We start from the raw sequence: 25,462 nt of genomic DNA, 5'->3' as shown, positions 1-25,462 counted from the left end.
GGCGCACGGAGGGAAGCGAGGGTCGCACGCTCCAGCGCCATGCCCAACGTCTGCCCCGCAAGTGCCGCTAACAATCGTTCACTTCGCGGGGTTTCCCCCTACTCGTATCCTGGGTCGGCATTCGATCCTCGTACGAGAGCCGACCCCGCCTCGGCGTGAGCCGGTCCGCGAGCCGCCCTCGTACGTCCGCCGGTCCGCGAGCCGGTGCACGCAACGGTGTGAGAAGGGGCGCACAGTGACCCAGTCGTCGGGTCGGGAGCAGATTCCGGTCGTCGTACTCGCCGGTTTTTTGGGCTCGGGCAAGACCACGCTGCTCAACCACCTCCTGCACCACAGCGGAGGGAGCCGTATCGGGGCCGTCGTCAACGACTTCGGGGCCATCGAGATCGACGCGATGGCCGTCGCCGGGGCGCTCGGAGACTCCACCGTCTCCCTCGGCAACGGATGCCTGTGCTGCGCCGTCGACACGAGCGAACTCGACCTGTACCTCGACCGTCTCGCCGATCCCCGCGCCGGCATCGACGTCATCGTCATCGAGGCCAGCGGTCTGGCCGAACCGCAGGAACTCGTCCGCATGGTGCTCGCCAGCGAGCAGCCGCGCGTCGTCTACGGGGGACTGGTCGAGGTCGTCGACGCCGTCGAGTTCGACGCCACCCGCGAGAGGCATCCCGAACTCGACCGCCATCTCGCCCTCGCCGACCTCGTCGTCGTCAACAAGACCGACCGCGCCGAGGACGGCGAGCGGGTGCTGCGGCTCGTCCGGTCGCTCACCGAGCGCGCGGCCGTCGTCCCCGCCGCCTACGGGCGCATCGACCCGGAGTTCCTCTTCGACTGCCGGCCGGCCGAGGAGCGCGTCGGGCAACTGTCCTTCGACGACCTCCCCCGGCAGGACGAGCACGGGCACGACGATGCGCACCACGCCCATCTGCACACCGCCTACGACAGCCTGTCCTTCCGCTGTGAGGTGCCGCTGAACCCCCGCCGGCTGCTGGACTTCCTGGACAGCCGGCCCGAGGGCCTGTACCGGATCAAGGGGTACGTCGACTTCGGCGCGGCGGATCCGCGCAACCGGTACAGCGTGCACGCCGTGGGACGGTTCCTGCGGTTCTACCCGGAGCCGTGGCGGCCCGGCGACGAGCGGATCACCCAGCTCGTCCTCATCGGATCCGGCATCGACACCGCCGCCCTCGACAAGGAACTCCAGGCGTGCGCGGACGACGCCCCGCACGCCGACGAGCACGGCATGTGGGGCGTCCTGCGCTACGTCCGGGACGAGGAGGCCGAGACCCCGGAGAGCCTCGGCGACCTCGAGGGCTGACCTACACCGGTCCCGCCACCGCCGCGACCGTCTTCGGCAGCGACACGCCAGAGCCGTCGCGTCGCGGGTCGATCTCCGGCAGCTCGGCCGGCGTGCCGTTCTTCTGCGCCGCCCGGGCCGGCGCGGCGCCCGCCCACGCGAACGACAGGCAGTCCTCGCCCTTCAGGAACCGCTGGCAGCGCACGCCGCCCGTGGCCCGGCCCTTGCGGGGGTACTGGTCGAACGGCGTCATCTTGGCCGTCGTCTGCACCGAGTCGTCCAGCGTGCCGCGCGATCCGGCGACCGTGAAGACCACCGCGTCCGCCGCCGGGTCCACCGCCGTGAACGAGATGACCTTGGCGCCCTCGGCGAGCTTGATGCCCGCCATGCCGCCCGCGGGACGGCCCTGCGGGCGCACCTGGGCGGCGGGGTAGCGCAGCAGCTGGGCGTCGTCCGTGATGAAGACCAGGTCCTCCTCGCCGGTGCGCAGCTCCACGGCACCGACGATCCGGTCGCCCTCCTTGAGGGTGATGACCTCCAACTCCTCCTTGTTCGCCGGGTAGTCGGGGACCACGCGCTTGACCACGCCCTGTTCCGTGCCGAGCGCGAGGCCCGGAGACGACTCGTCCAACGTCATCAGGCAGACCACCGTCTCGTCCGCCTCCAGGGACACGAACTCCGAGACCGGCGCGCCCCCGGACAGGCTCGCCCGCGTCGCAGTCTCCGGCAGCTGCGGAAGGTCGATCACGTTCACCCGCAGCAGCCGCCCGGCGGACGTCACCACGCCCACCTCACCACGCGCCGTCGCCGGTACGGCGGAGACGATCACGTCGTGCCTGGCGCGCTTGCCGTCGGTGTCCTCCTCGAAGGGGTCGCTGTTCGCCGTGCGCGCCAGCAGGCCCGTCGACGACATCAGCACCCGGCAGGGGGCGTCCTCGACCTGCAGCGGAACGGTCGGGGCGGCACCGGAGGACTCCAGCAGCACCGTGCGCCGGTCGGTGCCGAACTTCTTGGCCACCGCGGCCAGTTCGTTGGAGACCAGCTTGCGCAGCTCGGCGTCCGAGTCCAGGATCCGGGTCAGTTCCTCGATCTCGGCGTTGAGCCGGTCCTTCTCCGCCTCCAGCTCGATGCGGTCGTACCTGGTCAGACGGCGCAGCGGCGTGTCGAGGATGTACTGCGTCTGGATCTCGCTCAGCGAGAAGCGCTCCATCAGGCGCTCCTTGGCCTGCGCGGAGTTCTCGCTGGACCGGATCAGGCGGATGACCTCGTCGATGTCGACCAGCGCCGTCAGCAGGCCCTCGACCAGGTGCAGACGGTCGCGCTTCTTGCCGCGGCGGAACTCCGAGCGGCGGCGCACCACGTCGAAGCGGTGGTCCAGGTAGACCTCGAGGAGCTCCTTGAGGCCCAGCGTCAGCGGCTGGCCGTCCACCAGAGCCACGTTGTTGATGCCGAAGGACTCCTCCATCGGCGTCAGCTTGTAGAGCTGCTCGAGGACCGCTTCCGGCACGAAGCCGTTCTTGATCTCGATGACCAGGCGCAGGCCGTGCTCCCGGTCGGTGAGGTCCTTGACGTCGGCGATGCCCTGGAGCTTCTTCGAACCGACCAGGTCCTTGATCTTGGCGATGACCTTCTCCGGGCCGATCGTGAAGGGCAGCTCGGTGACGACCAGGCCCTTGCGGCGCGCCGTCACGTCCTCCACCGACACCGTGGCCCGCATCTTGAAGGTGCCGCGGCCGCTCTCGTAGGCGTCGCGGATCCCGGACAGGCCCACGATCCGGCCGCCGGTGGGCAGGTCCGGCCCCGGGACGTGCTTCATCAGGGCGTCGAGATCCGCGTTCGGGTACCTGATCAGGTGGCGGGCGGCCGCGATCACCTCGCGCAGGTTGTGCGGCGGCATGTTGGTCGCCATGCCGACGGCGATGCCCGACGAGCCGTTCACCAGCAGGTTCGGGAAGGCGGCGGGCAGCGCCACCGGCTCCTGCTCCTGGCCGTCGTAGTTGGGCGCGAAGTCGACGGTGTCCTCGTCGATCGACTCGGTCATCAGACTCGTCGCCTCGGCCATGCGGCACTCGGTGTACCGCATGGCGGCCGGCGGGTCGTCGTTGCCCAGCGAGCCGAAGTTGCCGTGGCCGTCGACCAGTGGCACGCGCATCGAGAACGGCTGGGCCATGCGCACCAGGGCGTCGTAGATCGACGCGTCGCCGTGCGGATGCAACTTACCCATGACCTCGCCGACGACGCGGGCACACTTCACATAGCCGCGGTCGGGGCGCAGGCCCATCTCGTTCATCTGGTAGACGATCCGCCGATGCACCGGCTTGAGGCCGTCGCGGGCGTCCGGCAGGGCCCTTGAGTAGATGACCGAGTAGGCGTACTCGAGGAAGGAGCCCTGCATCTCGTCCACGACGTCGATGTCGAGGATCTTCTCCTCGTACGAGTCGTCGGGTGGCGGGGTCTTCGTGCTGCGGCGGGCCATCGCTGCCGGCTCCTTCACCGTCTGTGCTGGGCATGGAAACGAATCTGACGCCGACCATTGTGGACCGACCCACCGACAACGCGGACCAGGGCCCGTCCCAGGGGGCCGTGCACCGGCCCGGCGACGATCACGACCGGCCCGACCCCGGGTACGCGTCAACCGCGGGGATCCCCCACCCCACGTAATCATGGTCTCGCTCTCGGCGTACGCCGCCCGGGAACTTCGCCACCGGTCGGCACGCTTGCATACAGTGACAGCACCGGCAGGAAAACGCGGTTTCCGCGACAGCTTCCTCGATCGAAGGGACGTACATGCCCATGGGTCACACGGCCACAGCCGAGGCAGGCTCCGGGGGCCTGACAGCGACCGAGCACCGCCTGGCCAACGGCCTGCGCGTGGTGCTCTCCGAGGACCACCTGACCCCGGTCGCGGCGGTGTGCCTCTGGTACGACGTCGGCTCCCGGCACGAGGTTCAGGGGCGCACGGGTCTCGCCCACCTCTTCGAGCACCTGATGTTCCAGGGCTCCGCCCAGGTCAAGGGCAACGGCCACTTCGAGCTGGTGCAGGGCGCGGGCGGCTCGCTCAACGGCACCACCAGCTTCGAGCGCACCAACTACTTCGAGACCATGCCCGCCCACCAGCTCGAGCTCGCCCTCTGGCTGGAGGCCGACCGCATGGGCTCCCTGCTCGCCGCGCTGGACGACGAGTCGATGGAGAACCAGCGGGACGTCGTGAAGAACGAGCGCCGCCAGCGCTACGACAACGTCCCCTACGGCACCGCATTCGAGAGGCTGACCGCCCTCGCGTACCCCGAGGGCCACCCCTACCACCACACGCCGATCGGGTCGATGGCCGACCTGGACGCGGCCACCCTGGAGGACGCGCGCGCGTTCTTCCGCACCTACTACGCGCCCAACAACGCGGTGCTGTCCGTCGTCGGCGACATCGACCCGCAGCAGACCCTCGCCTGGATCGAGAAGTACTTCGGGTCCATCCCGTCCCACGACGGCAAGCCCGCCCCGCGCGACGGCTCGCTGCCCGACGTCATCGGCCGGGAGCTGCGCGAGGTCGTCGAGGAGGAGGTCCCGGCGCGCGCGCTGATGGCCGCCTACCGGCTGCCGCACGACGGCACGCGCGCGTGCGACGCGGCCGACCTGGCGCTGACCATCCTCGGCGGCGGCGAGTCCTCCCGCCTGTACAACCGGCTCGTGAGGCGCGACCGCACCGCCGTCGCCGCCGGGTTCGGCCTGCTGCGTCTCGCCGGCGCGCCCTCCCTGGGGTGGCTGGACGTGAAGACCTCCGGCGACGTCGAGGTGCCCGTCATCGAGGCCGCGATCGACGAGGAGCTCGCCCGGTTCGCCGAGCGGGGCCCGACGGACGAGGAAATGGAACGCGCCCAGGCGCAGTTGGAGCGCGAGTGGCTGGACCGGCTCGGCACGGTCGCGGGCCGCGCCGACGAACTGTGCCGGTACGCGGTGCTGTTCGGCGACCCGCAGCTCGCCCTGACCGCGGTGAAGCGCGTGCTCGAGGTCACCGCCGAGGAGGTGCAGGAGATCGCCAAGGCCCGCCTGCGCCCCGACAACCGCGCGGTGCTCGTGTACGAGCCGGTCGCGGCCGAGGCCGAGGCCCCGGAAGCAGCCGAGACCACCGACGAGACCGAGGAGTCGGCGAAGTGACCGAGCTCGCGACCATGGAGTTCCACCCGCAGCCCCAGCCCGGCGAGGCCAAGCCCTGGGCGTTCCCGGCGCCCGAGCGCGGCACGCTCGACAACGGCCTGACCGTGCTGCGCTGCCACCGTCCCGGCCAGCAGGTCGTCGCGGTCGAGGTGCTCCTCGACGCGACTTTGGACGCCGAGCCGGCCGGCCTCGACGGCGTCGCGACGATCATGGCGCGCGCCTTCTCCGAGGGCACCGACAAGCACTCCGCCGAGGAGTTCGCCGCCGAGCTGGAGCGCTGCGGCGCCACCCTCGACTCGCACGCCGACCACCCCGGCGTCCGCCTCTCCCTGGAGGTGCCCGCCTCCCGCCTCCCCAAGGCGCTCGGGCTGCTCGCCGACGCCCTGCGGGCGCCGGCGTTCGCGGACAGCGAGGTGGAGCGCCTGGTGCGCAACCGCCTCGACGAGATCCCGCACGAGACGGCCAACCCGGCCCGCCGCGCCGCCAAGGAGCTGTCCAAGTCGCTCTTCCCGGCGTCCTCGCGGATGTCGCGTCCGCGTCAGGGCACCGAGGAGACGGTCGCGACCATCGACGCCGCGGCCGTCCGCGCCTTCTACGAGCGGTACGTGCGCCCCGCGACGTCCACCGCGGTCGTGGTCGGCGACCTCACCGGGATCGATCTCGACGCCCTCCTCGGCGACACCCTCGGCGCCTGGACGGGCTCGCCCGCGGGGCCGCGCCCGGTGCCCCCGGTGACCGCCGACGACACCGGTCGCGTGATCATCGTGGACCGTCCCGGCGCCGTCCAGACGCAGCTCCTGATCGGCCGGATCGGGCCCGACCGTCACGACCGCGTGTGGCCCGCCCAGGTGCTCGGCACCTACTGCCTCGGCGGCACCCTCACCTCCCGCCTGGACCGCGTCCTGCGCGAGGAGAAGGGCTACACCTACGGGGTGCGGGCGTTCGGCCAGGTACTGCGCTCCGCGCCGGACGGCACGGGCGCCGCGATGCTCGCCATCAGCGGCTCCGTCGACACGCCCAACACCGGCCCGGCGCTCGACGACCTGTGGAAGGTGTTGCGCACCCTCGCCGCCGAGGGACTGACGGACGCCGAGCGTGACGTCGCGGTGCAGAACCTGGTGGGCGTGGCGCCGCTGAAGTTCGAGACGGCGGCGGCCGTCGCGAGCACGCTCGCCGACCAGGTCGAGCAGCACCTGCCCGACGACTACCAGTCGACGCTGTATCAGGAACTGGCCGCGACGGGCACCGTGGAGGCCACCGCGGCCGTGGTGAACGCGTTCCCGGTGGACCGTCTCGTCACCGTGCTGGTGGGCGACGCCGCGCAGATCAAGGAGCCCGTCGAGGCGCTCGGCATCGGAGAAGTGACCGTGGTGGCGGCCGAATAGAACGCACCGCACGCGCGCGTGCGCCGTGCCGGCCCCGGGGCCCTGGTGACTTCCCGTGTCACCGGGGCCCTGCCCGTTGAGGGGTTTGTCCGTATTGCCACAGAGGTTGCCTCTCTGCCCTGTGGGATGCGCTACAAACCCCGTTCTGCGTTTGCTGATTGAAAGACGGTCCCCTTAGCGTCATTCGGGCTGTCCGTCAGGCAGTGCGCCGCACCCGCGGCACCGGACAGTCATCGCCGAGTCCCCGTACGGCGCGAGCCAGGGGAGCCGGGGACCCAAACCCGAAGTCCCTGGGGTGAATCGGGCGCGAGCCCGTAGGAGACCTTCCTGCTCCGAACCCGTCAGCTAACCCGGTAGGCGAGAGGGAAGGAAAGGACCAGCCACTTCATGGCGTTCATCTGCGCCACCGGGAAGCACCGTCGCCCGAGCCGTGTGAAGCGTACGACTGCGAACGCCGTGGGCGTCGCCGCGCTCACCACCACCGGTGTCATCGGCACCCTGGCCACCCCGGCGCTCGCCGCCGGCGCCCCCGTCGAGCAGACCGGACTGATCCAGGCCGTCACCCTCGGTGACTCGGTCGCCGAGCAGATCGACGCACAGGCCGCGGCCCAGAAGCAGGCCGCCGAGCAGAAGAAGGCCGAGGAGGCCGCACGCAGGAAGGCCGCCGAGAAGGCCCGGCAGGAGCGCGAGGCCAAGGAGCGGGCCGCACGCGAGGCCGAGCGCAGGCGTCTCAACGCCTTCGTGCCGCCGGTCTTCAACTCCTACGTGTCCACCGGCTACAAGACCGGCGGCTCCCTGTGGTCCTCCGGCACCCACACCGGCATCGACTTCCACGCCGCCACGGGCACGGCCGTGCACGCCGTCGGCGCCGGCACGGTCGTCCAGACCGGCTGGGGCGGCGCGTACGGCAACCAGATCGTCATCAAGATGAACGACGGCACCTACACCCAGTACGGCCATCTGTCGTCCATCGGCGTCTCCGTCGGCCAGCGGGTCACCCCGGGCCAGCAGATAGCCCTCTCCGGGTCCACCGGCAACACCACGGGGCCGCACCTGCACTTCGAGGCCCGCACCACTCCCGAGTACGGCTCCGACATCGACCCCGTCGCCTACCTCCGCTCGCACGGCGTGAACCTCTGACCGCTTCCGCCCGCGAAAGGCGCCCCCGCACTCCGACGGCCCCCGCTGATCAGCGGGGGCCGTCGTCCGCTTTCGAACGGTGTGTGACCAAAAAATATCCATGGATTCCGGCCCGCCGTCGGAAATTCCGGCCCGCTGCAATAGAGTCGGTTGAACACGCGTCAATCGGGAGCGTTTCGCGGGGATTAAGGCGGAGGTCGGTCATGCGTATTCCGGCGCACTCGGTCTGCACGGCGATCCGTGATGACATCGTCGCGGGTGTCTACGAGCGCGGCAGCCGGCTCACCGAGGAACTCCTCGCGCGGCGCTACGGCGTCTCCCGGGTTCCCGTGCGCGAGGCGCTGCGCACGCTGGAGGCCGAGGGCTTCGTCGTCACCCGCAGGCACGCGGGCGCGTGCGTGGCCGAACCCACCGAGCAGGAGGCCGCCGACCTGCTGGAGATGCGGCTGCTGCTGGAGCCGCTGGGGGCCGCCCGGGCCGCGCAGCGGCGCACCGAGGCCCACCTGAAGGTCCTGCGCGGACTGGTCAGGCTGGGCCAGGAGCGGGCCAGGACGGGTAGCAGCGAGGATCTGCGCTCCCTGGGAGGCTGGTTCCACGAGACGCTGGCGCAGGCCTGCGGGAGTCCCGCGCTGACCTCGGCGCTGGCCCAGTTGCGGCACAAGATCGCATGGATGTACGCGGTCGACGCGCCGGTCGACCCCGTGGAGTCCTGGGCGGAGCACGGCGGCATCGTGGACGCCGTCGCGCGCGGGGACAGCGAGCGGGCACGGACGATCACGGCGCTGCACAGGGAGCGCTCGACGGCCGCGCACCGGCTTCGCTTTCCCGGCGCGGGGGACCGGGCGGACCGTGTGAGGACTTCGCAACACACCGTAAACATGTCGGCGCTCCGGCATTAACACGGGCGCCGTATACAAAGAGAGATATTCGACCGGCCCTGTTTTCGGCTGCCTGTTTTCCGTGTGCTCCCCAAAATTCGGGGCGCGCTGTTTCAGTGTGCCGTGTGCGGTTTTATCCGGGCGCTTCCGAATCCGTCGTGTGCCGTTCTCGCCGGTGCTGTTCCCGCGTGTGTCGCGTTCTCGCGTGTGCCGTTCTCGCGCTTTTCCCGCGCCGGGCGCGCGGTGGCCGCCTGTCTCGTCGCCCTGGACGGGAGACCGCCCGGCACGACGGAGCCGCGCCGCCCTGACCGGCGACGCGGCTCCGCGTGATGCTGCTGCCCGAAGGGTCAGACGGTCTCGGGGAGTTCCTCGAGGCCCTCGGCGACCAGCTTGGCCAGGCGGTCGAGCGCGGCGTCCGCGCCCTCCGCGTCGGAGGCCAGGACGATCTCCTCGCCGCCCTGGGCCCCGAGGCCCAGAACCGCCAGCATCGACGCGGCGTTGACGGGGGTGCCGCCGGCCTTGGCGATCGTCACGGGGATGCCGGAGGCCGTGGCTGCCCGGACGAAGATGGAGGCGGGGCGGGCGTGGAGGCCCTCGGCCCAGCCGACGTTGACGCGGCGCTCAGCCATGTGTTGCTGCCCTTCAGGTGTTCAGGGTTGTCTAGACCAGTGTTCCACAGGTGAAGCGTGCCCGGGAGGGGGGCGGCGTCTCGTCCCCGCGCGGGCCGGTCCTGGTCCCCCTAGCCTGCCTCGCGCCGTTGTCGGGCGCGAGCCTTACTCTGGGGCCCATGCAGACCACGTCGGACCGGCACGACTACCCCGCCCACTGGGAGGCCGACGTGGTGCTGCGCGACGGCGGTACCGCGCGCATCAGGCCCATCACCGTCGATGACGCCGAGCGCCTCGTCAGCTTCTACGAGCAGGTCTCGGACGAGTCGAAGTACTACCGCTTCTTCGCGCCGTACCCCCGACTGTCCGCCAAGGACGTCCACCGCTTCACGCACCACGACTTTGTGGACAGGGTGGGACTCGCGGCCACGGTCGGCGGCGAGTTCATCGCCACCGTACGCTATGACCGCATCGGCGACGACGGCCTGCCCGCCTCCGCGTCCGCCCACCCGTCTCCCGCCACCGCCCTCGCCGCCCTCCCCGGAGGGCACCCCGCGCCCGCCCCTTCTCCCGCTCCCGAAACGGCGGAAGTGGCCTTCCTCGTGCAGGACGCGCACCAGGGGCGCGGCGTCGCCTCCGCCCTGCTCGAACACATCGCGGCGGTGGCCAGGGAGCGCGGAATCCGCCGGTTCGCCGCCGAGGTGCTGCCCGCCAACACCAAGATGATCAAGGTCTTCACGGACGCCGGGTACCAGCAGAAGCGCAGCTTCGAGGACGGTGTCGTACGCCTCGAGTTCGACCTGGAGCCCACCGACCGGTCGCTGGCCGTGCAGCGCGCGCGGGAGCAGCGGGCCGAGGCGCGGTCCGTGCAGCGGCTGCTCGCGCCCGGCGCGGTCGCCGTGGTCGGCACGGGCCGCACCCCCGGAGGAGTGGGCCGCAGCGTCTTCGACCATCTCAGGGACGGCGGGTACAGCGGCCGTCTGTACGCGGTGAACCGCGCGTTCGCCGAGGACCTGAAGGAACTCGAGGGCGTCCCCGCCCACCGCTCCGTCCGCGACATCCCCGAGCCGGTGGACCTCGCCGTCGTCGCCGTGCCCGCCGAGCACGTCCCCGAGGTCGTCACCGAGTGCGGCGAGCACGGGGTGCAGGGGCTCGTGGTCGTCTCCGCCGGGTACGCCGAGAGCGGGCCGGAAGGCAGGGAGCGGCAGCGGGAGCTGGTGCGGCAGGCACGCTCGTACGGCATGCGGATCATCGGGCCGAACGCCTTCGGGATCATCAACACCTCGCCGCAGGTCCGGCTCAACGCCTCCCTCGCCCCCGAGATGCCCCGCCCCGGACGCATAGGGCTGTTCGCCCAGTCGGGCGCCATCGGGATCGCCCTGCTGTCACGGCTGCACCGGCGCGGCGGAGGTGTGACCGGCGTCACGGGTGTCTCCACCTTCGTGTCCTCCGGGAACCGGGCCGACGTGTCCGGCAACGACGTCCTCCAGTACTGGTACGACGACCCGGACACCGACGTCGCCCTGATGTACCTGGAGACCATCGGCAACCCGCGCAAGTTCAACCGGCTCGCGCGGCGCACGGCCGCGTCCAAACCGCTCGTGGTGGTGCAGGGGGCGCGGCACGGGGGCGCGCCGCAGGGGCACGCGGTACGGGCCACACGGCTGCCGCACGCCACGGTGTCGGCCCTGCTGCGGCAGGCCGGGGTGATCCGGGTGGACACGATCACCGAACTGGTGGACGCGGGCCTGCTGCTGGCCCGCCAGCCGCTGCCCGCCGGGCCCCGGGTGGCGATCGTCGGGAACTCCGAGTCGCTGGGGCTGCTGACGTACGACGCGTGCCTCACGGAGGGCCTGCGGCCCTCGCCGCCGCTCGATCTCACGACGGAGGCGTCCGCCGAGGACTTCCACCGGGCGCTGGTCGCCGCGCTGGCGGACGACTCGTGCGATGCCGTGATCGTGACGGCGATCCCGGCGGTGGGGGAGACGTCTCCGGGGGACGCGGAGCTGGCGGAGGCGCTGAGGTCTGCCGCCGCGGCGGCCCCTGCGAAGCCCGTACTGGTGGTGCACGTGGAGTTGGGCGGGCTCGCGGAGGCCCTGTCGGCCGCCGCGAGCACCGGGCCGCAGGGGGGCGGCGCGGCACCCGGCCCCCCGGGCGGTGCCCCCCAGCCGCCGCCTGCGGAGCCACTGCCCGCCCCGGCACCCCGCGAGGCGCGCCTCATCCCCGCCTACCCCGCCGCCGAGCGTGCCGTCCGGGCCCTCGCCGAAGCCGTGAAGTACGCGCAGTGGAGGCGAGAGGCCGCCGAGCCCGGCAAGGTGCCCGAGTTCGACGACGTCGACGAGAAGGGCGCCGCCGAACTGATCCACGGACTGCTCGCGCGCGGCCAGGGGCTGACACTCGGCACCGGCGAGACCTGTGACCTGCTCGCGCGCTACGGCATCCACGTCCGCAGGGCGCTGCCCGCCCCCACCCCCGAGGCCGCCGCCCGGGCCGCCCGCACGATCGGCTACCCGGTGGCCCTCAAGGCCACCGCCCCGCATCTGCGCCACCGCGCCGACCTGGGCGGCGTACGCCTCGACCTCGCCGACGAGGAGCAACTGCTGCGGGCCTACGCGGAGTTGACGTCCCTGTTCGGGAAACCGGAGGAGCTGCGCCCGGTCGTGCAGGGCATGGCGCCACGCGGCGTCGACACCTTCGTACGCACGGTCATCGATCCCGCGGCCGGGGCCGTCCTGTCGTTCGGTCTCGCCGGGGCCGCCTCGCAACTGCTCGGCGACATGGCGCACCGGCTGATTCCGGTCACCGACCGCGACGCCGCCTCCCTGGTCCGGTCGATCCGGACGGCCCCGCTCCTGTTCGGCTGGCGCGGCTCCGACCCCGTGGACACCCCCGCCCTCGAAGAGCTGATGCTGCGGGTGTCGCGGCTGGTGGACGACCATCCGGAGGTCGTCGCGGTCACCCTGGAGCCCGTGGTGGTCGCCCCGCGCGGCCTGAGCGTGCTGGGCGCCACCGTCCGGCTCGCACCCCCACCCGCCCGTGACGACCTCGGCCCGCGGCGCCTCCCCGCGTACTGACCCGCGGCAAGCGGTGCCTCGCAGTCAGTGCGCCCCCGTAGGATGGACGTCATGGCCAAGACCAGTACGACGACCCAGGGGCTGCGCGCGGCGATCGAGCGCAGCGGCTACTACCCGGCTCTCGTGGCCGAAGCCGTGGAAGCCGCGGTGGGCGGCGATCCCATCCGGTCGTACCTGGTCCACCAGGAGACCACCTTCGACGCGAACGAGGTGCGCCGGCATGTGACGGTGCTGGTCCTCACCGGCACCCGCTTCATCGTCAGCCACACCGACGAACAGGCCGCGGACGACACCTCCCCGACGCCGTACGCGACGACGTCGACGGAGTCCGTGAAGCTCGACCGGATCGCCTCGGTCGTCGTCAGCCGCGTCGTCGCCAACCCGGAGTCGTACACGCCGGGCACGCTGCCCCGCGAGGTCGTCCTGACCATCGGCTGGGGCGCCGTCTCCCGCATCGACCTGGAGCCCGCCGCCTGCGGCGACCCCAACTGCGAGGCCGACCACGGCTACACGGGCAGCTCGACGGCCGACGACCTGAGCCTGCGCGTCAGCGAGGCCGGGGACGGCCCGGAGACCGTGCGCCAGGCGCTCGTCTTCGCGCAGGCCCTCTCCGAGGCGACCGCGGACGACTCCCGCTGATGGCACTCCCCGCCTGGGCCGACCACCCGGAGCCGCTGGCCCTCGGCTCCGCGCCCGTCCCCGAGTACGGCTCCGGCTCGCTGGCCGACCTCCTGCCCACCCTGGCCGCGGGCATGGGAGTGCCCGGCCAGAGCGCCGCCATACCGGAACTGACCGCCGCCGACCGCAACTGCGTCTTCCTGATCGACGGGCTCGGCTGGGAGCAGTTGAAGGCACACCCCGGCGAGGCGCCCTTCATGACCTCGCTCCTGGCGTCCTCCCGCGGCGGCACCGGGCGGCCGATCACCGCCGGCTACCCGGCGACCACGGCGACCTCACTGGCGTCCGTCGGCACCGGCCTGCCCCCGGGCGCCCACGGCCTGCCCGGCTACACCGTGCGCAACCCGGAGACCGGCGAGCTGATGAACCAGCTCCGCTGGCAGCCGTGGACCGAGCCGCAGGTCTGGCAGCCGTACCCGACCGTGTTCCAGCTCGCCCATGACGCCGGTGTGCACACCGCCCAGGTGACCTCCCCGGCGTTCCAGAACACCCCGCTGACGAAGGTCGCGCTCAGTGGCGGAACGTTCCACGGGCGGCTGACCGGCGAGGACCGCATGGACCTGGCGGCCGAGCAACTGGCCGCCGGCGAACGCTCCCTGGTGTACACGTACTACTCCGAGCTGGACGGCGCCGGCCACCGCTTCGGCGTCGACTCCGACACCTGGCGCGGACAGCTCATGTACGTCGACCGGCTGGTCCAGCGCCTGGCCGAGCAGCTCCCGCCGCGCACCGCCCTGTACGTGACCGCCGACCACGGCATGATCGACATCCCGTTCGACGAGCAGCACCGCATCGACTTCGACGAGGACTGGGAGCTGCGCGCCGGCGTCGCCCTGCTGGGCGGCGAGGGCCGCGCACGGCACGTCTACGCGCTGCCGGGCGCCCAGAACGACGTCCTGACCTGCTGGCGCGAGGTCCTCGGCGAGCAGTTCTGGGTGGCCTCGCGGGACGAGGCGATCGCGGCGGGCTGGTTCGGCCCGCACATCGACGACCGCGTGTACGCCCGCATCGGCGACGTGGTCGCGGCGGCCCGTGAGGACGTGCTGATCATCGCCTCCGAACGCGAGCCGAAGGAATCGGCCATGGTCGGCAACCACGGCTCGATGACGGCCGTGGAACAGCGGGTGCCCCTGCTGGAAGTCCGCACCTGACCGCGACCTGAGCGCGGCGCCACCTCGCGCGCCCAGTACGCTCCTGAAGATCCCCCCTGTGTCCCGCCCGAAAGGCCCCAACCACCCATGCCCGAGCTGGTGTTCTTCTCCGGAACGATGGACTGCGGGAAGTCGACACTGGCTCTGCAGATCGAGCACAACCGTTCCGCGCGCGGCCTCGCGGGCATGATCTTCACCCGCGACGACCGGGCCGGCGAGGGCAAGCTCTCCTCCCGTCTCGGTCTGGTCACCGACGCCGTGGAGGTGGCCGACGGGCAGGACCTGTACGCCCACCTCGTCGAGCACCTCTCCCAGGGCGGGCGCGCGGACTACGTGATCGCGGACGAGGCGCAGTTCCTGGCGCCGGAGCAGATCGACCAACTGGCCCGCGTGGTGGACGACCTGGGCCTCGACGTCTACGCCTTCGGCATCACCACCGATTTCCGCACCAAGCTCTTCCCCGGCTCCCAGCGCCTGGTGGAACTGGCCGACCGGGTCGAGGTCCTGCAGGTGGAGGCGCTGTGCTGGTGCGGTGCCCGCGCCACGCACAACGCCCGCACGGTCGGCGGCGAGATGGTGGTCGAGGGTGCCCAGGTCGTCGTGGGCGATGTGAACCAGTCGGCGGACGAGATCGGCTACGAGGTGCTGTGCCGCCGTCACCACCGGCGCCGCATGACGGCGGCCTCCGCCCGCGCGGCGGCCCTGTCCCCGGACGTCCTGCCGGTGTCGTCCACCTGACGCCCCGCCGATTCACCCAAGAGGAGCCGGCTCAGTCGAGCGGGCTCACCACCGAGAACGTCGCGCCCTCCGGGTCCGCGACCGCGACCGTACGGCCCAGGGCGGTGTCACAGCCGGGACGTACGACGTGCCCGCCCAGCTCGGTGACCCGCTCCGCGGCCGCGTCGGCGTCCTCGACCTGGAAGTACGTCATCCAGTGCGGACCCCGGTCGCGGGGCAGGGCGTGTCCGACGCCGTGGAGGGCGGCGACCGGACGGCCCTCGACGTACAGGGTGCGGTGGTCGGCGCCGGCGGTGGCCGCCCGCTCCTCCTGGTAGCCGAAGACGCTCCGGTAGAACGTGGCGACGCTCGCCGTGTCGTAGGTGAGCAGCTCGTTCCAGGCTGGAGTGCCCGGGACGCCCGTCAGGCCCGTGCCGAGGTGTTCGGCCGCCTGCCAGATGCCGAACACCGCGCCCACCGGGTCGCAGGCGATCGCCAGCCGCCCGGCCTCGGCGGCGTCCAGGGGACCGACCCCCACCGTGCCGCCGCAACTGCGGACCGACTCGGCGGTGGCGTCCACGTCGTGGGAGGCGAGGTACGGCGTCCAGGCGATCGGAAGGTGGCGGTCCGGCGGCAGTTGGCCGATGCCCGCCACCTCCTGGCCGTGCAGCACTGCCCGCACATAGGGCCCGAGCTGCTGCGGTCCCGGGCGGAACTCCCAGCCGAACAGGGCCCGGTAGAACTCCTGGGTCGCGGCCATCCCGTGCACCATCAGACTCACCCAGCACGGTGTGCCGGGTGCGTGCCTCTCGTGCGCCGTGCCGGTCGTGTCCGCCGACCCCGGTGCCTCGATCATCGTCACTCTCTCCTCGGCCCCTCGTGGTGGCCGCTCAGCGTCCGCCGGTGTGCACCGGTACCGGGTGGGCGCGGTGCACGGTCCGTGCCGATGGTCGCACCACCGGTCGCACCACGGGCTGCGGCCGCGCCGTGCGCTACGGCGTCATCCGGCCGGGGGCTCGATGTGACGTGGCTCGTGCGTCGCGGTGTGATCGCCGTGTGCGGTCCATCGGCTGTACAGCGTGTGCCCGATCCCATACAGCCGGTGATCGGACCTGTCCGGCGGGCAGACTAGCCGGAGCCGGGCGACACGGCCACCCCGTGCGCGAGGATGGGGGCCATGAAGGCCATCATCTCCGCATCCGAACTCGCGAGCGAACTGGCGGGAGCGCGGCCGCCGACGCTCCTGGACATCCGCTGGCAGCTCACCACCGCGACGGCCGGCGGCGCCGCACCCTTCGACGGCCGTGCCGAGTACGCGGCCGGGCACATTCCGGGGGCCGTCTTCGTCGACCTGGACACCGATCTCGCCGACCCGCCGGGGCCGGCCGGTCGGCATCCCCTGCCCGACATGGAGCGTTTCGGTGCGGCGATGCGGGCCGCGGGCGTCTCCTCGGACCGGCCCGTCGTCGTGTACGACGGCGGCCAGGGCTGGGCCGCCGCGCGCGCGTGGTGGCTGCTGCGCTTCACGGGTCACCCGGATGTGCGGGTGCTCGACGGCGGTCTGCCCGCCTGGAAGGGGCCTTCGGCCTCCGGAGTCGAAACGGTGTCCGAGCCGGGCGACTTCCGGCCCCTGCCGGGCGCGTTGCCCCTGCTCGACGCGGACGGTGCGGCGGCGCTCGCCCGGACGGGGCTGCTCCTGGACGCGCGGGCCGGTGAGCGCTACCGGGGCGAGGTCGAGCCGATCGACCCGGTGGGCGGGCACATCCCCGGCGCGGTGTCGGCGCCCACGGCGCAGAACACCACCGAGACCGGCCACTTCCTGCCCGCCGATGAACTCGCCGAGCGCTTCAAGGCACTCGGCGTCACCGAGGGCACCGAGGTCGGCGTGTACTGCGGCTCGGGCGTCTCCGCCGCCCAGGAGGTACTGGCGCTGACCCTCGCCGGCATCCCGGCCGCGCTGTACGTCGGTTCGTGGTCGGAGTGGTCGTCGGACGGCAACCGCCCCGTCGCGGTGGGCCCCGACCCACAGTGAACGCGGCGGCGGGGTGTACGCCGTCCTGACGTGCACCCCACGCCGCAAGTCCGGTTCCGGTCCGGCTACTCCGGCTTCTTGCGGCGCGTACCGAACACGATTTCGTCCCAGCTCGGGACCGCCGCCCTGCGGCCCGGGCGGACACCGTCCGCCTCGGCCTGGCGGTCCGTCGCGCCGATCAGCCGGTCGCGGTGAGCGCCGACCGTGCGCGGCATGAGAACGTCCGCGTAGGCGGAACCGGCCGAGGCCGCGGGCGCGGGAGGCTCCTCCGCCGCGGGCTCCTGGACGGGCTCCTCCGGCTCCTCGGCGGGCCGCTCGGGCACCACCAGGTCGCCGCGGAAGCTCGGCACCGCCTCCAGAAGGCTGGTGAGCGAGTCGCGCTCGCCGGTGCTCTCCTCCGCGGGCTCGGTCGCCTGCGACGGCAGCGCGGGACGGTCCGTCTGCCGCTCCGCGGTGCGGTCCAGCCGTCCCTCGCGGGGCAGACGTGCGATCCGCGGCACGAACGGGTAGCTCGGCTCGGGCGCCGCGAGGTCGTCGGACTCGCCGATCAGCGAGCGCGCCTCGTCGTCGACGGCCTGGACGAGCCGTCGGGGCGGGTCGTAGGTCCAGGTCGCCGAGTGCGGTTCGCCCGCCACCCGGTAGACCAGGATCACCTCCCAGGTGCCGTCGTCGCGGCGCCAGGAGTCCCACTGGACGGTGTCCTTCTCCGCACCGCGCAGCAGCAGCCGCTCCTGGACGGCCTCGCCGAGCTGGGGACCGGTGTTCTCGCCCGGCCGGCGCACGGGTGTCTTGCGGGCCCGCTCGGCCATGAAGGCACGCTCGGCCAGGACGGGCCCCTCGAACCGCCGCACGCGGTCGACGGGGATGCCGGCGAGCTGAGCGACCTCCTCGGCGGAGGCGCCGGCACGTATCCGGGCCTGGATGTCGCGGGGGCGGAGATGGCTCTCCACCTCGATCTCGATCTGGCCGAGGCGTGGACGATCGCCGCGCACGGCGGCGCGGAGCCGTTCGTCGATCGGAAGCGTGTACTCCGTGCTGTCCGCAGCCTTCAGCACCAGCCGTGTGCCGTCATTGGAGACGGCCACGACACGCAGTTCGGGCATGGGGACCTCCCGGGTGGTGCCTGCCGACGTCACGTGCGTCGCTGCTTCCGCTAGTCGAGTGTGGCCTGCCCGGGTGCAGCCTGCCACAACCTTGCCGAGTTGCCCGGCGTGTCGGGCACGGGCCCTGGATCGCCGTTATGGCACGGTTACCTATTCGCAACGCTAAGTGACCAACTCCGTCACCCTGTGCAACTAGCCCCCTCCCGGCGGTCCAGCAAGGCCCCGGACACCCTGGCGGGAGACCGGACCCAGGGCTCGCAACAGTACTCCATTCGGGCCACGTGCGTGGATCGGCACGCCGCCCAAGTTCTGGCAAGGGGTACGAGTCGGCCGTCCGGTGTGCCGTTTTCGCGGCCGTCAAACGTGGCGTACGTCATCCGACCGGCAGAAACGGAACGAAACCCTCGCGGGCGCCGCCTCCCTGAGCGTCCCTCAGCTCACGGCCGCCGGCCGGCCTAGGCCCCCAGCACCCGGCGCAGATAGTCGTTCCCGAAGCGCCGGTCGGGGTCGAGGCGGTCCCTCAGTGCGGTGAACTCGCCGAAGCGCGGGTAGTTCTTGGCCAGGTACTCCGCGTCGCGCGTGTGCACCTTGCCCCAGTGCGGGCGCCCCTCGTGCGCCGTGAAGATGCGTTCGGCGGCGGTGAAGTATGCCTGATAGGGCGTTCCGCGGAACATGTGTACGGCGACGTAGGCGCTGTCCCGGCCGGATGCCGTGGACAGGGTGATGTCATCGGCCGGGGCGGTACGGACCTCGACGGGGAAGCTGATCCGCAGGTCCGACCGGTCCACCATGGCCTTCAGTTCACGCAGCGTTTCCACCAGGGCCTCGCGGGGCACGGCGTACTCCATCTCCACGAACCGCACCCTGCGCGGGGACGTGAAGACCTTGTAGGGGATGTCCGTGTAGGTACGGGCCGATAGGGCGCGGCTCGATATCCCGGCGATCGCCGGGATCGTGGCGGGCACGGCCCGGCCGACCCAGTTGGCCACCTGGAAGACGCCGTTGGAGAGGAACTCGTCCTCGAACCAGCCGTTCACCTGCCCGACCGGCCGGCGCGGCCCGAGGCTGCGGTTGTTGCGCTTGGTGTTGGTGTTCCCGGTGTGCGGGAACCAGTAGAACTCGAAGTGCTCGTTCTCCGCCCACAGTTCGTCGAACTCGGCGAGGACCTTCTCGAACGGCATCGGCTCTTCACGGGCCGTCAGCAGGAAGAGCGGCTCCACCGCGAAGGTGATCGCGGTGATGATCCCGAGTGCTCCCAGGCCGATGCGGGCGGCCGCGAAGACGTCCGGGTTCTCCCGCTCCGAACAGGTGAGCACCGAACCGTCGGCCGTCACCAGTTCCAGTCCCTTGATCTGGGCGGCGATCGAACCGGAGTCCCGCCCGGTGCCGTGGGTGCCGGTGCTGGTGGCGCCGGAGACCGTCTGCTCCATGATGTCGCCCATGTTCGTGAGGGACAGTCCCTCGCGCGCGAGCGCCGAGTTGAGTCTCTTGAGCGGGGTGCCCGCCTCCACGGTGACCGTGCCGGCCTCTCGGTCGATGGCGCGGATCCCCGTCAACAGGTGCGGGCGGATCAGCACACCGTCGGTGGCCGCGGCGGCCGTGAAGGAGTGTCCGGTGCCGACGGCCTTCACCCTGAGGCCGTCCTCCGCCGCCTTCCGCACCGCGGCGGAGAGCTCCTCCACCGAGGCGGGGGCGACCGCCCGCACGGGCCGGGCGGTGACGTTCCCCGCCCAGTTACGCCACGTGCCGTTCTTCCCGCTCACTGTGGTGCTCATGGGACCCTCCCCGCCGCGGACCGGCCGGCCGGCCGGTGACACCCGTACGGCCGCTCGACGAGGGCCGTTGTGATCACCGAGGGGGTGACGGACCGGCCTGCACCGAACAGCGCCGTGGTCGGAAACAGCACGTAAGTTTCCGACCAGTAGGAGGGGGATCATACTCACGGGCCCGGCCCGTGCGCCCGGCAAACGTCGGCGGTGGGTGGCCGGTCCCCTTGCCGATGGCGGGTGGCAGGATCGGAGACATGCCCGACGCACTCGACGCCAGCCCGTACGACGCCCTGCTGCTCCTCTCGTTCGGAGGCCCGGAGGGCCCTGACGACGTGGTCCCGTTCCTGGAGAACGTGACCCGTGGGCGGGGCATCCCCAAGGAGCGCCTGAAGGAGGTGGGGCAGCACTACTTCCTCTTCGGCGGGGTCAGCCCCATCAACAGCCAGAACCGCGCCCTCCTCGACGCCCTCCGCAAGGACTTCGCAGGCCACGGCCTGGACCTGCCCGTCTACTGGGGCAACCGCAACTGGGCGCCCTATGTGACCGACACCCTGCGCGAGATGGTCACCGACGGTCACCGTCGCATCCTGGTCCTCGCCACCAGCGCGTACGCCTCGTACTCCGGCTGCCGCCAGTACCGCGAGGACCTCGCCGGGGCCCTGGCCACCCTGGAGGCCGAGGGGCTCGAGCTGCCGCGGGTCGACAAGCTGCGGCACTACTTCAACCACCCGGGCTTCGTGGAGCCGATGATCGAGGGCGTCCTGGAATCCCTCGCCGACCTCCCCGAGGACGTGCGGGCCGGTGCGCACATCGCCTTCACCACGCACTCCATTCCGACCTCCGCGGCGGACACCTCCGGCCCCGCCGAGGAGCACGGGGACGGCGGCGCGTACGTCGAGCAGCACCTGGACGTGGCGCGGCTGATCGCCGACGCGGTGCGCGAGCGGACCGGCGTCGACCATCCCTGGCGGCTCGTGTACCAGTCGCGCTCGGGCGCACCGCACATTCCATGGCTGGAGCCGGACATCTGCGACCACCTCGAGGAGCTGCACGGCGCCGGGGTCCCGGCGGTCGTGATGGCGCCCATCGGGTTCGTCTCGGACCACATGGAGGTGCTGTACGACCTCGACACGGAGGCCAAGGCGAAGGCGGAGGAGCTGGGACTGCCGGTGCGCCGCTCGGCCACCGTCGGCGCCGACCCCCGGTTCGCCGCCGCGATCCGTGACCTGATCGTCGAGCGCGCCGCGACCGAGCGCGGGCAGCAGGTGACCCCGTGCGCTCTCGGCGCCCTGGGCCCCAGCCACAACGTCTGTCCGGTCGGGTGCTGCCCGGCCCGTGCCCCCAAGCCCGCCGCGGCGGGCGCCGACAGCCCGTACGCATGAGGAGCACCGTGACCGAGCAGTCAGAACAGTCCGAGCGGCTGAAAGCCGAACTCCTGGAGATCGCGCTGGAGGCCGCCACACGCGCCGGGGCCTTCCTGCGCGACGGGCGCCCCGACGACCTCGGGGTGGCCGCCACCAAGTCCAGCGCCATCGACGTGGTCACCGAGATGGACATCGCCGCCGAGAAGCTGATCACCGGGCTGCTCGCCGACCGCCGGCCGGACGACGGCCTGCTCGGCGAGGAGGGGGCCAGCGTCGAGGGCAGCAGTGGCGTCGAGTGGGTGATCGACCCGATCGACGGCACCGTCAACTACCTGTACGGGCTTCCCAGTTGGGCGATCTCCATCGCGGCCCGCAAGGACGGGGAGACGCTCGTCGGGGTGGTCCACGTGCCCATGCGCGAGGAGACCTTCCGGGCGGTCCTGGGCGGTGGCGCGTTCGTGAACGACCGCCCCGCGCGCGTGCGCACCGCTCCGGAGCCGGGCCTCGCCCTGGTGGGCACCGGGTTCGGCTACCTCACCGAGCGCAAGGTGCACCAGGCCGAGGTGGCCCGGCGGCTGATCCCCGAGGTGCGGGACATCCGCCGGGGCGGCTCCGCCGCGATCGACCTGTGCGACGTGGCGGCGGGCCGCCTGGACGCGTACTACGAGCGGGGCCTGAACCCCTGGGACTACGCGGCGGGCGAGCTGATCGCCCGCGAGGCGGGCGCCCGCACCGGCGGCCGCCCCGGAGAGCCGGTCTCCCCGGAGCTGACGATCGCGGCCCCACCGCCCCTCTTCGAACACCTCCAGACCAGGCTGGAGGAACTGGGGGCCTGGCACGACTGAGGTCCCCGGCGACCCGGCCCCGCGCGTGCGGAGCACGGCACCGGGGGATGCGACACCGGTCCGTCCCGACGCCGGCCGGGACGGCACCGGGGACCAGTGACGTTCGGGTGCGCCTGGCCTTTCGGCGGTGGCCGTGGATGCCGACGCGGCGCGGTCCGGGGAGCGTGAATGCCGGCGCCCCCGGGCCGGGCAGCGGGCCCGGAGGCCCGCAGGCGGCCGGGCCGCCTCGCCGCACGCCCTCGGTCGTCCCGCCGCGGTAGGGGTCCGGGGGGCCCGTACGACGGCCTCGCGCCGCCGTGGGGGCCTGTATGACGGCCTCGCGGCGCCGGTGGGCCCGTACGACGCGGCCTCGCGCCGCCGCAGAGGCGCATGCAGACGCGAAGCGGGGCCCCGGCCTGGATCTGCCGGGGCCCCGCTTCTGCGAGCTGATCAGACGCGCGTCGCGGTGACTTCCACACCGTGCTCGGCGGCAAGGCGGTGCAGGTCGTCGAGCTCCGACTGTTCGACGTCCGCGAGGAAGTCGTCGCCGGTTTCGCGGGCCCGCGTCAGGTCGGACTCGGTCGCCCGTATGCGCTGCAGAAGTCCTGCGGTGAATGCGTCCATGCTGCGCCCCCTCGTCCTGGGTCGTGGGTCGGTGGCACGGGGGTGTGCCGTATGGGAAGGGGCGATCACGTCTCCATGGGGTGCCCAGCGCAGCCCTGGCTGGGCGGCGACGGTGCCGGACACCCACGCCCGCTCTGCGGGAAGCGGTGAGCAGCGGACCACGTGGTGGTGTGCCACATGCAGAGCGTGATCGCGGGGTGTAAAGCCGTCCTCCCCCCGCTCCCTTCCGCGGAAACCTCAACCACGCGAAAAAATTTCGCATTCCCGGACCCCCGGATCCGCCCCATGAGCCCGCTTCCCGCCGCCTTACAGCCGGTTTACGGTCGAAAAGGGCAGGATGGAGCTCCCACACCCATGACAGAACCTGCCCGTGGGCTGCCCTCGATCGGGTGACCCGGGCGGACAGAGGAAGGACAAGCGACGTGCGCGTACTCGTCGTCGAGGACGAGCAGCTGCTCGCCGATGCGGTGGCCACCGGACTGCGCCGGGAGGCCATGGCCGTCGACGTCGTGTACGACGGTGCGGCCGCCCTGGAACGCATCGGCGTGAACGACTACGACGTGGTGGTCCTCGACCGTGACCTCCCGCTCGTGCACGGCGATGACGTCTGCCGAAAGATCGTCGAGCTCGGCATGCCCACCCGCGTGCTGATGCTCACCGCGTCCGGCGACGTCAGCGACCGCGTGGAGGGCCTGGAGATCGGCGCCGACGACTATCTGCCGAAGCCGTTCGCGTTCAGCGAGCTCATCGCGCGCGTGCGGGCCCTCGGCCGGCGTACGAGCGTGCCGCTGCCGCCCGTCCTGGAACGCGCCGGGATCAAGCTCGACCCCAACCGCCGCGAGGTCTTCCGCGACGGCCGTGAGGTCCAGCTCGCCCCCAAGGAGTTCGCCGTCCTGGAGGTCCTCATGCGCAGCGAGGGCGCCGTCGTCTCGGCCGAGCAGTTGCTGGAGAAGGCCTGGGACGAGAACACCGACCCCTTCACCAACGTCGTGCGCGTGACCGTGATGACCCTGCGCCGCAAGCTCGGCGAGCCCCCCGTCATCGTCACCGTGCCCGGCTCCGGATACCGGATCTGATGACCGTGGCCACGACACCCGCACCGCCCACCGCACCCCCCAAGCCCACCTGGGACCCCAGAAGGCCGGCGGAGCTGCCGTTCCCCTGGCTGCGCCCGACCATCCGCATAAGGCTCACGCTGCTGTACGGCGGCATGTTCCTGATCGCCGGCATCCTGCTGCTGTCGATCATCTACCTGTTCGCGGCGCACGCCCTCAACGTGGGCAGCGAGCTCCCGTTCAAGATCCTCTCGGGCCAGGTGGCCAGCGACACCTGCGACCTCCCGCAGCAGCCCTCGGCGAGCGTGCTCAACAACGCCCTGGACGCCTGCGTGAACGAGCAGCGCCAGCACGCCCTGGACAACCTGCTCAGCCAGTCGCTGCTGGCCCTGCTCGGCCTCGCCGTGATCGCCTTCGCCTTCGGGTACGCGATGGCCGGTCGCGTGCTCTCGCCGCTCGGCCGGATCACCCGCACCGCGCGCGCGGTGGCCGGCTCGGACCTGTCCCGCCGCATCGAGCTGGACGGCCCGGACGACGAGCTGAAGGAGCTCGCGGACACCTTCGACGACATGCTGGAGCGGCTGCAGCGGGCCTTCATGGCCCAGCAGCGGTTCGTCGGCAACGCCTCGCACGAGCTGCGCACCCCGCTCGCCATCAACCGCACGCTCCTCGAGGTGCACCTGTCCGACCCCGGGGCGCCCGCCGAACTGCAGCAGCTCGGCAAGACGCTGCTCGCCACCAACGAGCGCAGCGAGCAGCTCGTGGAGGGGTTGCTGCTGCTCGCCCGCAGCGACAACCAGATCGTCGAGCGCAAGCCGGTCGACCTCGCCGAGGTGGCCTCCCAGGCCATCGACCAGGTGCACGGCGAGGCGGAGGCCAAGGGCGTCGAGATCCGCGGAGAGCGCGCCCCCGTGGTCGTCCAGGGCAACGGCGTCCTGCTGGAGCGGATCGCCCTGAACCTCGTGCAGAACGCGGTGCGGTACAACATTCCGGAGGGCGGCTGGGTGGAGGTGACCACGCAGGCCCAGCACGGCCAGGCGCTGCTGGTCGTCTCGAACACCGGCCCGGTGGTTCCCGCCTACGAGATCGACAACCTCTTCGAGCCCTTCACGCGGCTGCGCACCGAGCGCACGGGGAGCGACAAGGGCGTGGGCCTCGGCCTGTCGATCGCGAGGTCCGTCGCGCGCGCCCACGGCGGCCACATCAGCGCGCAGCCGCGCGAAGGGGGTGGGCTTGTGATGCGCGTCACCCTGCCGCTCTGAGATCGCCCCGGGACCTCGACCGACGTTCGCTTTGCGCGGAATTTTCGGGCGTTGGCCCTGGTTGGCTCATGTGTGATCGATCACAAGGAGATTTTTCCAGCCACCTACTCTCCGTGACGCCGAGAGCGCCCACAAAGCCGGAATATCCGGGTTTTCCAGTGCCTTGATCACGGGTAGTACGCGGTGAGATGCCTTTGAACTGTGCCACCGGGACCGTGTACGGTCCGCTTCGCCATCCAAGCCGATCACTCTTGAGGAGTCCGGTTGGGTGTCGATTGAGTAACAGACCTTGATGTGAGGCAAAATCTCCGCCTCGAGGCGGGCACAAGTCCGGCCTCTCACGCGTTAC

Annotated in this window: 20 protein-coding genes and 1 riboswitch; of the genes, 14 read left to right on the top strand and 6 right to left on the bottom strand. The window is 71.8% G+C overall.

The window, feature by feature from the left end:
- The first annotated feature begins 235 nt into the window (after nt 1–235).
- On the top strand, nt 236–1,318 hold the full coding sequence (locus ACZ4SW_RS16040; RefSeq protein ID WP_468242986.1) for a CobW family GTP-binding protein: 1,083 nt from the start codon (nt 236–238) through the stop codon (nt 1,316–1,318).
- A gap of 1 nt (nt 1,319) precedes the next feature.
- Here ACZ4SW_RS16040 and ACZ4SW_RS16035 read toward each other — a convergent pair whose 3' ends face one another.
- Nucleotides 1,320–3,773 (bottom strand): DNA gyrase/topoisomerase IV subunit A, encoded by a 2,454-nt coding sequence (locus tag ACZ4SW_RS16035; RefSeq protein ID WP_468242984.1) that lies wholly within the window; start codon nt 3,771–3,773, stop codon nt 1,320–1,322.
- Between the two features lie 311 nt (nt 3,774–4,084).
- Here ACZ4SW_RS16035 and ACZ4SW_RS16030 point away from each other — a divergent pair, with 311 nt between their 5' ends.
- From ACZ4SW_RS16030 to ACZ4SW_RS16015, 4 genes are all read left to right on the top strand, one after another.
- Nucleotides 4,085–5,449, top strand: coding sequence for a M16 family metallopeptidase (locus ACZ4SW_RS16030; protein ID WP_468242981.1), 1,365 nt, complete (start codon nt 4,085–4,087; stop codon nt 5,447–5,449).
- Complete coding sequence (locus ACZ4SW_RS16025; protein ID WP_468242978.1) at nt 5,446–6,834, top strand: M16 family metallopeptidase; 1,389 nt, start codon at nt 5,446–5,448, stop codon at nt 6,832–6,834. Before ACZ4SW_RS16030 ends, ACZ4SW_RS16025 begins: the two co-directional genes overlap by 4 nt.
- Before the next feature lie 224 nt (nt 6,835–7,058).
- A riboswitch (cyclic di-AMP (ydaO/yuaA leader) is annotated at nt 7,059–7,209 on the top strand.
- Nucleotides 7,210–7,221: 12 nt separating this feature from the next.
- A complete protein-coding gene (locus ACZ4SW_RS16020; RefSeq protein ID WP_468242976.1) occupies nt 7,222–7,974 on the top strand; it encodes a M23 family metallopeptidase in 753 nt (250 codons plus the stop codon).
- Between the two features lie 203 nt (nt 7,975–8,177).
- Nucleotides 8,178–8,873: a GntR family transcriptional regulator gene (locus ACZ4SW_RS16015; protein WP_468242974.1), complete on the top strand. Its 696-nt coding sequence runs from the start codon at nt 8,178–8,180 to the stop codon at nt 8,871–8,873.
- Between the two features lie 326 nt (nt 8,874–9,199).
- Here ACZ4SW_RS16015 and ACZ4SW_RS16010 read toward each other — a convergent pair whose 3' ends face one another.
- The gene (locus ACZ4SW_RS16010) at nt 9,200–9,481 is read right to left on the bottom strand and encodes an HPr family phosphocarrier protein (protein ID WP_103844608.1); all 282 of its coding nucleotides are present in this window, start codon (nt 9,479–9,481) and stop codon (nt 9,200–9,202) included.
- 158 nt (nt 9,482–9,639) lie between these two features.
- Between ACZ4SW_RS16010 and ACZ4SW_RS16005 the strand changes: the two genes are divergently transcribed.
- The 4 genes from ACZ4SW_RS16005 (at nt 9,640) to ACZ4SW_RS15990 (ending at nt 15,101) form a co-directional block, all read left to right on the top strand.
- A complete protein-coding gene (locus tag ACZ4SW_RS16005) occupies nt 9,640–12,534 on the top strand; it encodes a bifunctional acetate--CoA ligase family protein/GNAT family N-acetyltransferase (protein WP_468242972.1) in 2,895 nt (964 codons plus the stop codon).
- A gap of 51 nt (nt 12,535–12,585) precedes the next feature.
- Entirely contained in the window at nt 12,586–13,173 is a 588-nt protein-coding gene (locus ACZ4SW_RS16000; RefSeq protein WP_468242969.1) for a DUF5998 family protein, read from the top strand.
- Complete coding sequence (locus tag ACZ4SW_RS15995; protein WP_468242967.1) at nt 13,173–14,363, top strand: alkaline phosphatase family protein; 1,191 nt, start codon at nt 13,173–13,175, stop codon at nt 14,361–14,363. The genes ACZ4SW_RS16000 and ACZ4SW_RS15995 overlap by 1 nt, the downstream gene beginning before the upstream one ends.
- Before the next feature lie 87 nt (nt 14,364–14,450).
- Nucleotides 14,451–15,101, top strand: a complete 651-nt coding sequence (locus ACZ4SW_RS15990) for a thymidine kinase (RefSeq protein ID WP_468242964.1) — start codon at nt 14,451–14,453, stop codon at nt 15,099–15,101.
- A gap of 31 nt (nt 15,102–15,132) precedes the next feature.
- Here the strand turns inward: ACZ4SW_RS15990 and ACZ4SW_RS15985 are convergent, their stop codons facing one another.
- Nucleotides 15,133–15,936, bottom strand: a complete 804-nt coding sequence (locus tag ACZ4SW_RS15985) for a VOC family protein (protein ID WP_468242962.1) — start codon at nt 15,934–15,936, stop codon at nt 15,133–15,135.
- A gap of 321 nt (nt 15,937–16,257) precedes the next feature.
- On the opposite strand from ACZ4SW_RS15985, the gene ACZ4SW_RS15980 reads away from it, so the two are divergent.
- Nucleotides 16,258–17,112, top strand: coding sequence for a sulfurtransferase (locus tag ACZ4SW_RS15980; RefSeq protein WP_468242959.1), 855 nt, complete (start codon nt 16,258–16,260; stop codon nt 17,110–17,112).
- Between the two features lie 65 nt (nt 17,113–17,177).
- Here the strand turns inward: ACZ4SW_RS15980 and sepH are convergent, their stop codons facing one another.
- Nucleotides 17,178–18,215 (bottom strand): septation protein SepH, encoded by a 1,038-nt coding sequence (gene sepH / locus ACZ4SW_RS15975; RefSeq protein WP_468242957.1) that lies wholly within the window; start codon nt 18,213–18,215, stop codon nt 17,178–17,180.
- 455 nt (nt 18,216–18,670) lie between these two features.
- Nucleotides 18,671–19,990 (bottom strand): D-arabinono-1,4-lactone oxidase, encoded by a 1,320-nt coding sequence (locus ACZ4SW_RS15970; protein ID WP_468242954.1) that lies wholly within the window; start codon nt 19,988–19,990, stop codon nt 18,671–18,673.
- A gap of 248 nt (nt 19,991–20,238) precedes the next feature.
- Here ACZ4SW_RS15970 and ACZ4SW_RS15965 point away from each other — a divergent pair, with 248 nt between their 5' ends.
- Together ACZ4SW_RS15965 and ACZ4SW_RS15960 are read left to right on the top strand one after the other, a co-directional pair.
- Nucleotides 20,239–21,366: a ferrochelatase gene (locus ACZ4SW_RS15965; RefSeq protein ID WP_468242952.1), complete on the top strand. Its 1,128-nt coding sequence runs from the start codon at nt 20,239–20,241 to the stop codon at nt 21,364–21,366.
- Nucleotides 21,363–22,193: an inositol monophosphatase family protein gene (locus ACZ4SW_RS15960; protein WP_468242949.1), complete on the top strand. Its 831-nt coding sequence runs from the start codon at nt 21,363–21,365 to the stop codon at nt 22,191–22,193. Before ACZ4SW_RS15965 ends, ACZ4SW_RS15960 begins: the two co-directional genes overlap by 4 nt.
- Nucleotides 22,194–22,622: 429 nt before the next feature.
- Here the strand turns inward: ACZ4SW_RS15960 and ACZ4SW_RS15955 are convergent, their stop codons facing one another.
- Nucleotides 22,623–22,796, bottom strand: coding sequence for a hypothetical protein (locus ACZ4SW_RS15955; RefSeq protein ID WP_181139299.1), 174 nt, complete (start codon nt 22,794–22,796; stop codon nt 22,623–22,625).
- 422 nt (nt 22,797–23,218) lie between these two features.
- Here ACZ4SW_RS15955 and ACZ4SW_RS15950 point away from each other — a divergent pair, with 422 nt between their 5' ends.
- Both ACZ4SW_RS15950 and ACZ4SW_RS15945 read left to right on the top strand, forming a co-directional pair.
- The gene (locus ACZ4SW_RS15950) at nt 23,219–23,872 is read left to right on the top strand and encodes a response regulator transcription factor (RefSeq protein ID WP_010353034.1); all 654 of its coding nucleotides are present in this window, start codon (nt 23,219–23,221) and stop codon (nt 23,870–23,872) included.
- A 5-nt stretch (nt 23,873–23,877) separates the two neighbouring features.
- Entirely contained in the window at nt 23,878–25,113 is a 1,236-nt protein-coding gene (locus ACZ4SW_RS15945; protein ID WP_468243204.1) for a sensor histidine kinase, read from the top strand.
- Nucleotides 25,114–25,462 lie beyond the last annotated feature (349 nt).

This window comes from Streptomyces sp. NPDC028331 (genome assembly GCF_055565775.1).
Note: the sequence above shows the minus strand (reverse complement) of the source record. Positions and strands in the feature narration are given on the sequence as shown.

Coding starts and splice junctions, on each gene's coding strand:
- ACZ4SW_RS16035 (WP_468242984.1), bottom strand. CDS start 3,773: ATGGCCCGCCGCAGCACGAAGACCCCGCCACCCGACGACTCGTACGAG.
- ACZ4SW_RS16030 (WP_468242981.1), top strand. CDS start 4,085: ATGCCCATGGGTCACACGGCCACAGCCGAGGCAGGCTCCGGGGGCCTG.
- ACZ4SW_RS16020 (WP_468242976.1), top strand. CDS start 7,222: ATGGCGTTCATCTGCGCCACCGGGAAGCACCGTCGCCCGAGCCGTGTG.
- ACZ4SW_RS16015 (WP_468242974.1), top strand. CDS start 8,178: ATGCGTATTCCGGCGCACTCGGTCTGCACGGCGATCCGTGATGACATC.
- ACZ4SW_RS16010 (WP_103844608.1), bottom strand. CDS start 9,481: ATGGCTGAGCGCCGCGTCAACGTCGGCTGGGCCGAGGGCCTCCACGCC.
- ACZ4SW_RS16005 (WP_468242972.1), top strand. CDS start 9,640: ATGCAGACCACGTCGGACCGGCACGACTACCCCGCCCACTGGGAGGCC.
- ACZ4SW_RS16000 (WP_468242969.1), top strand. CDS start 12,586: ATGGCCAAGACCAGTACGACGACCCAGGGGCTGCGCGCGGCGATCGAG.
- ACZ4SW_RS15995 (WP_468242967.1), top strand. CDS start 13,173: ATGGCACTCCCCGCCTGGGCCGACCACCCGGAGCCGCTGGCCCTCGGC.
- ACZ4SW_RS15990 (WP_468242964.1), top strand. CDS start 14,451: ATGCCCGAGCTGGTGTTCTTCTCCGGAACGATGGACTGCGGGAAGTCG.
- ACZ4SW_RS15985 (WP_468242962.1), bottom strand. CDS start 15,936: ATGATCGAGGCACCGGGGTCGGCGGACACGACCGGCACGGCGCACGAG.
- ACZ4SW_RS15980 (WP_468242959.1), top strand. CDS start 16,258: ATGAAGGCCATCATCTCCGCATCCGAACTCGCGAGCGAACTGGCGGGA.
- sepH (WP_468242957.1), bottom strand. CDS start 18,215: ATGCCCGAACTGCGTGTCGTGGCCGTCTCCAATGACGGCACACGGCTG.
- ACZ4SW_RS15970 (WP_468242954.1), bottom strand. CDS start 19,990: ATGAGCACCACAGTGAGCGGGAAGAACGGCACGTGGCGTAACTGGGCG.
- ACZ4SW_RS15965 (WP_468242952.1), top strand. CDS start 20,239: ATGCCCGACGCACTCGACGCCAGCCCGTACGACGCCCTGCTGCTCCTC.
- ACZ4SW_RS15960 (WP_468242949.1), top strand. CDS start 21,363: ATGAGGAGCACCGTGACCGAGCAGTCAGAACAGTCCGAGCGGCTGAAA.
- ACZ4SW_RS15955 (WP_181139299.1), bottom strand. CDS start 22,796: ATGGACGCATTCACCGCAGGACTTCTGCAGCGCATACGGGCGACCGAG.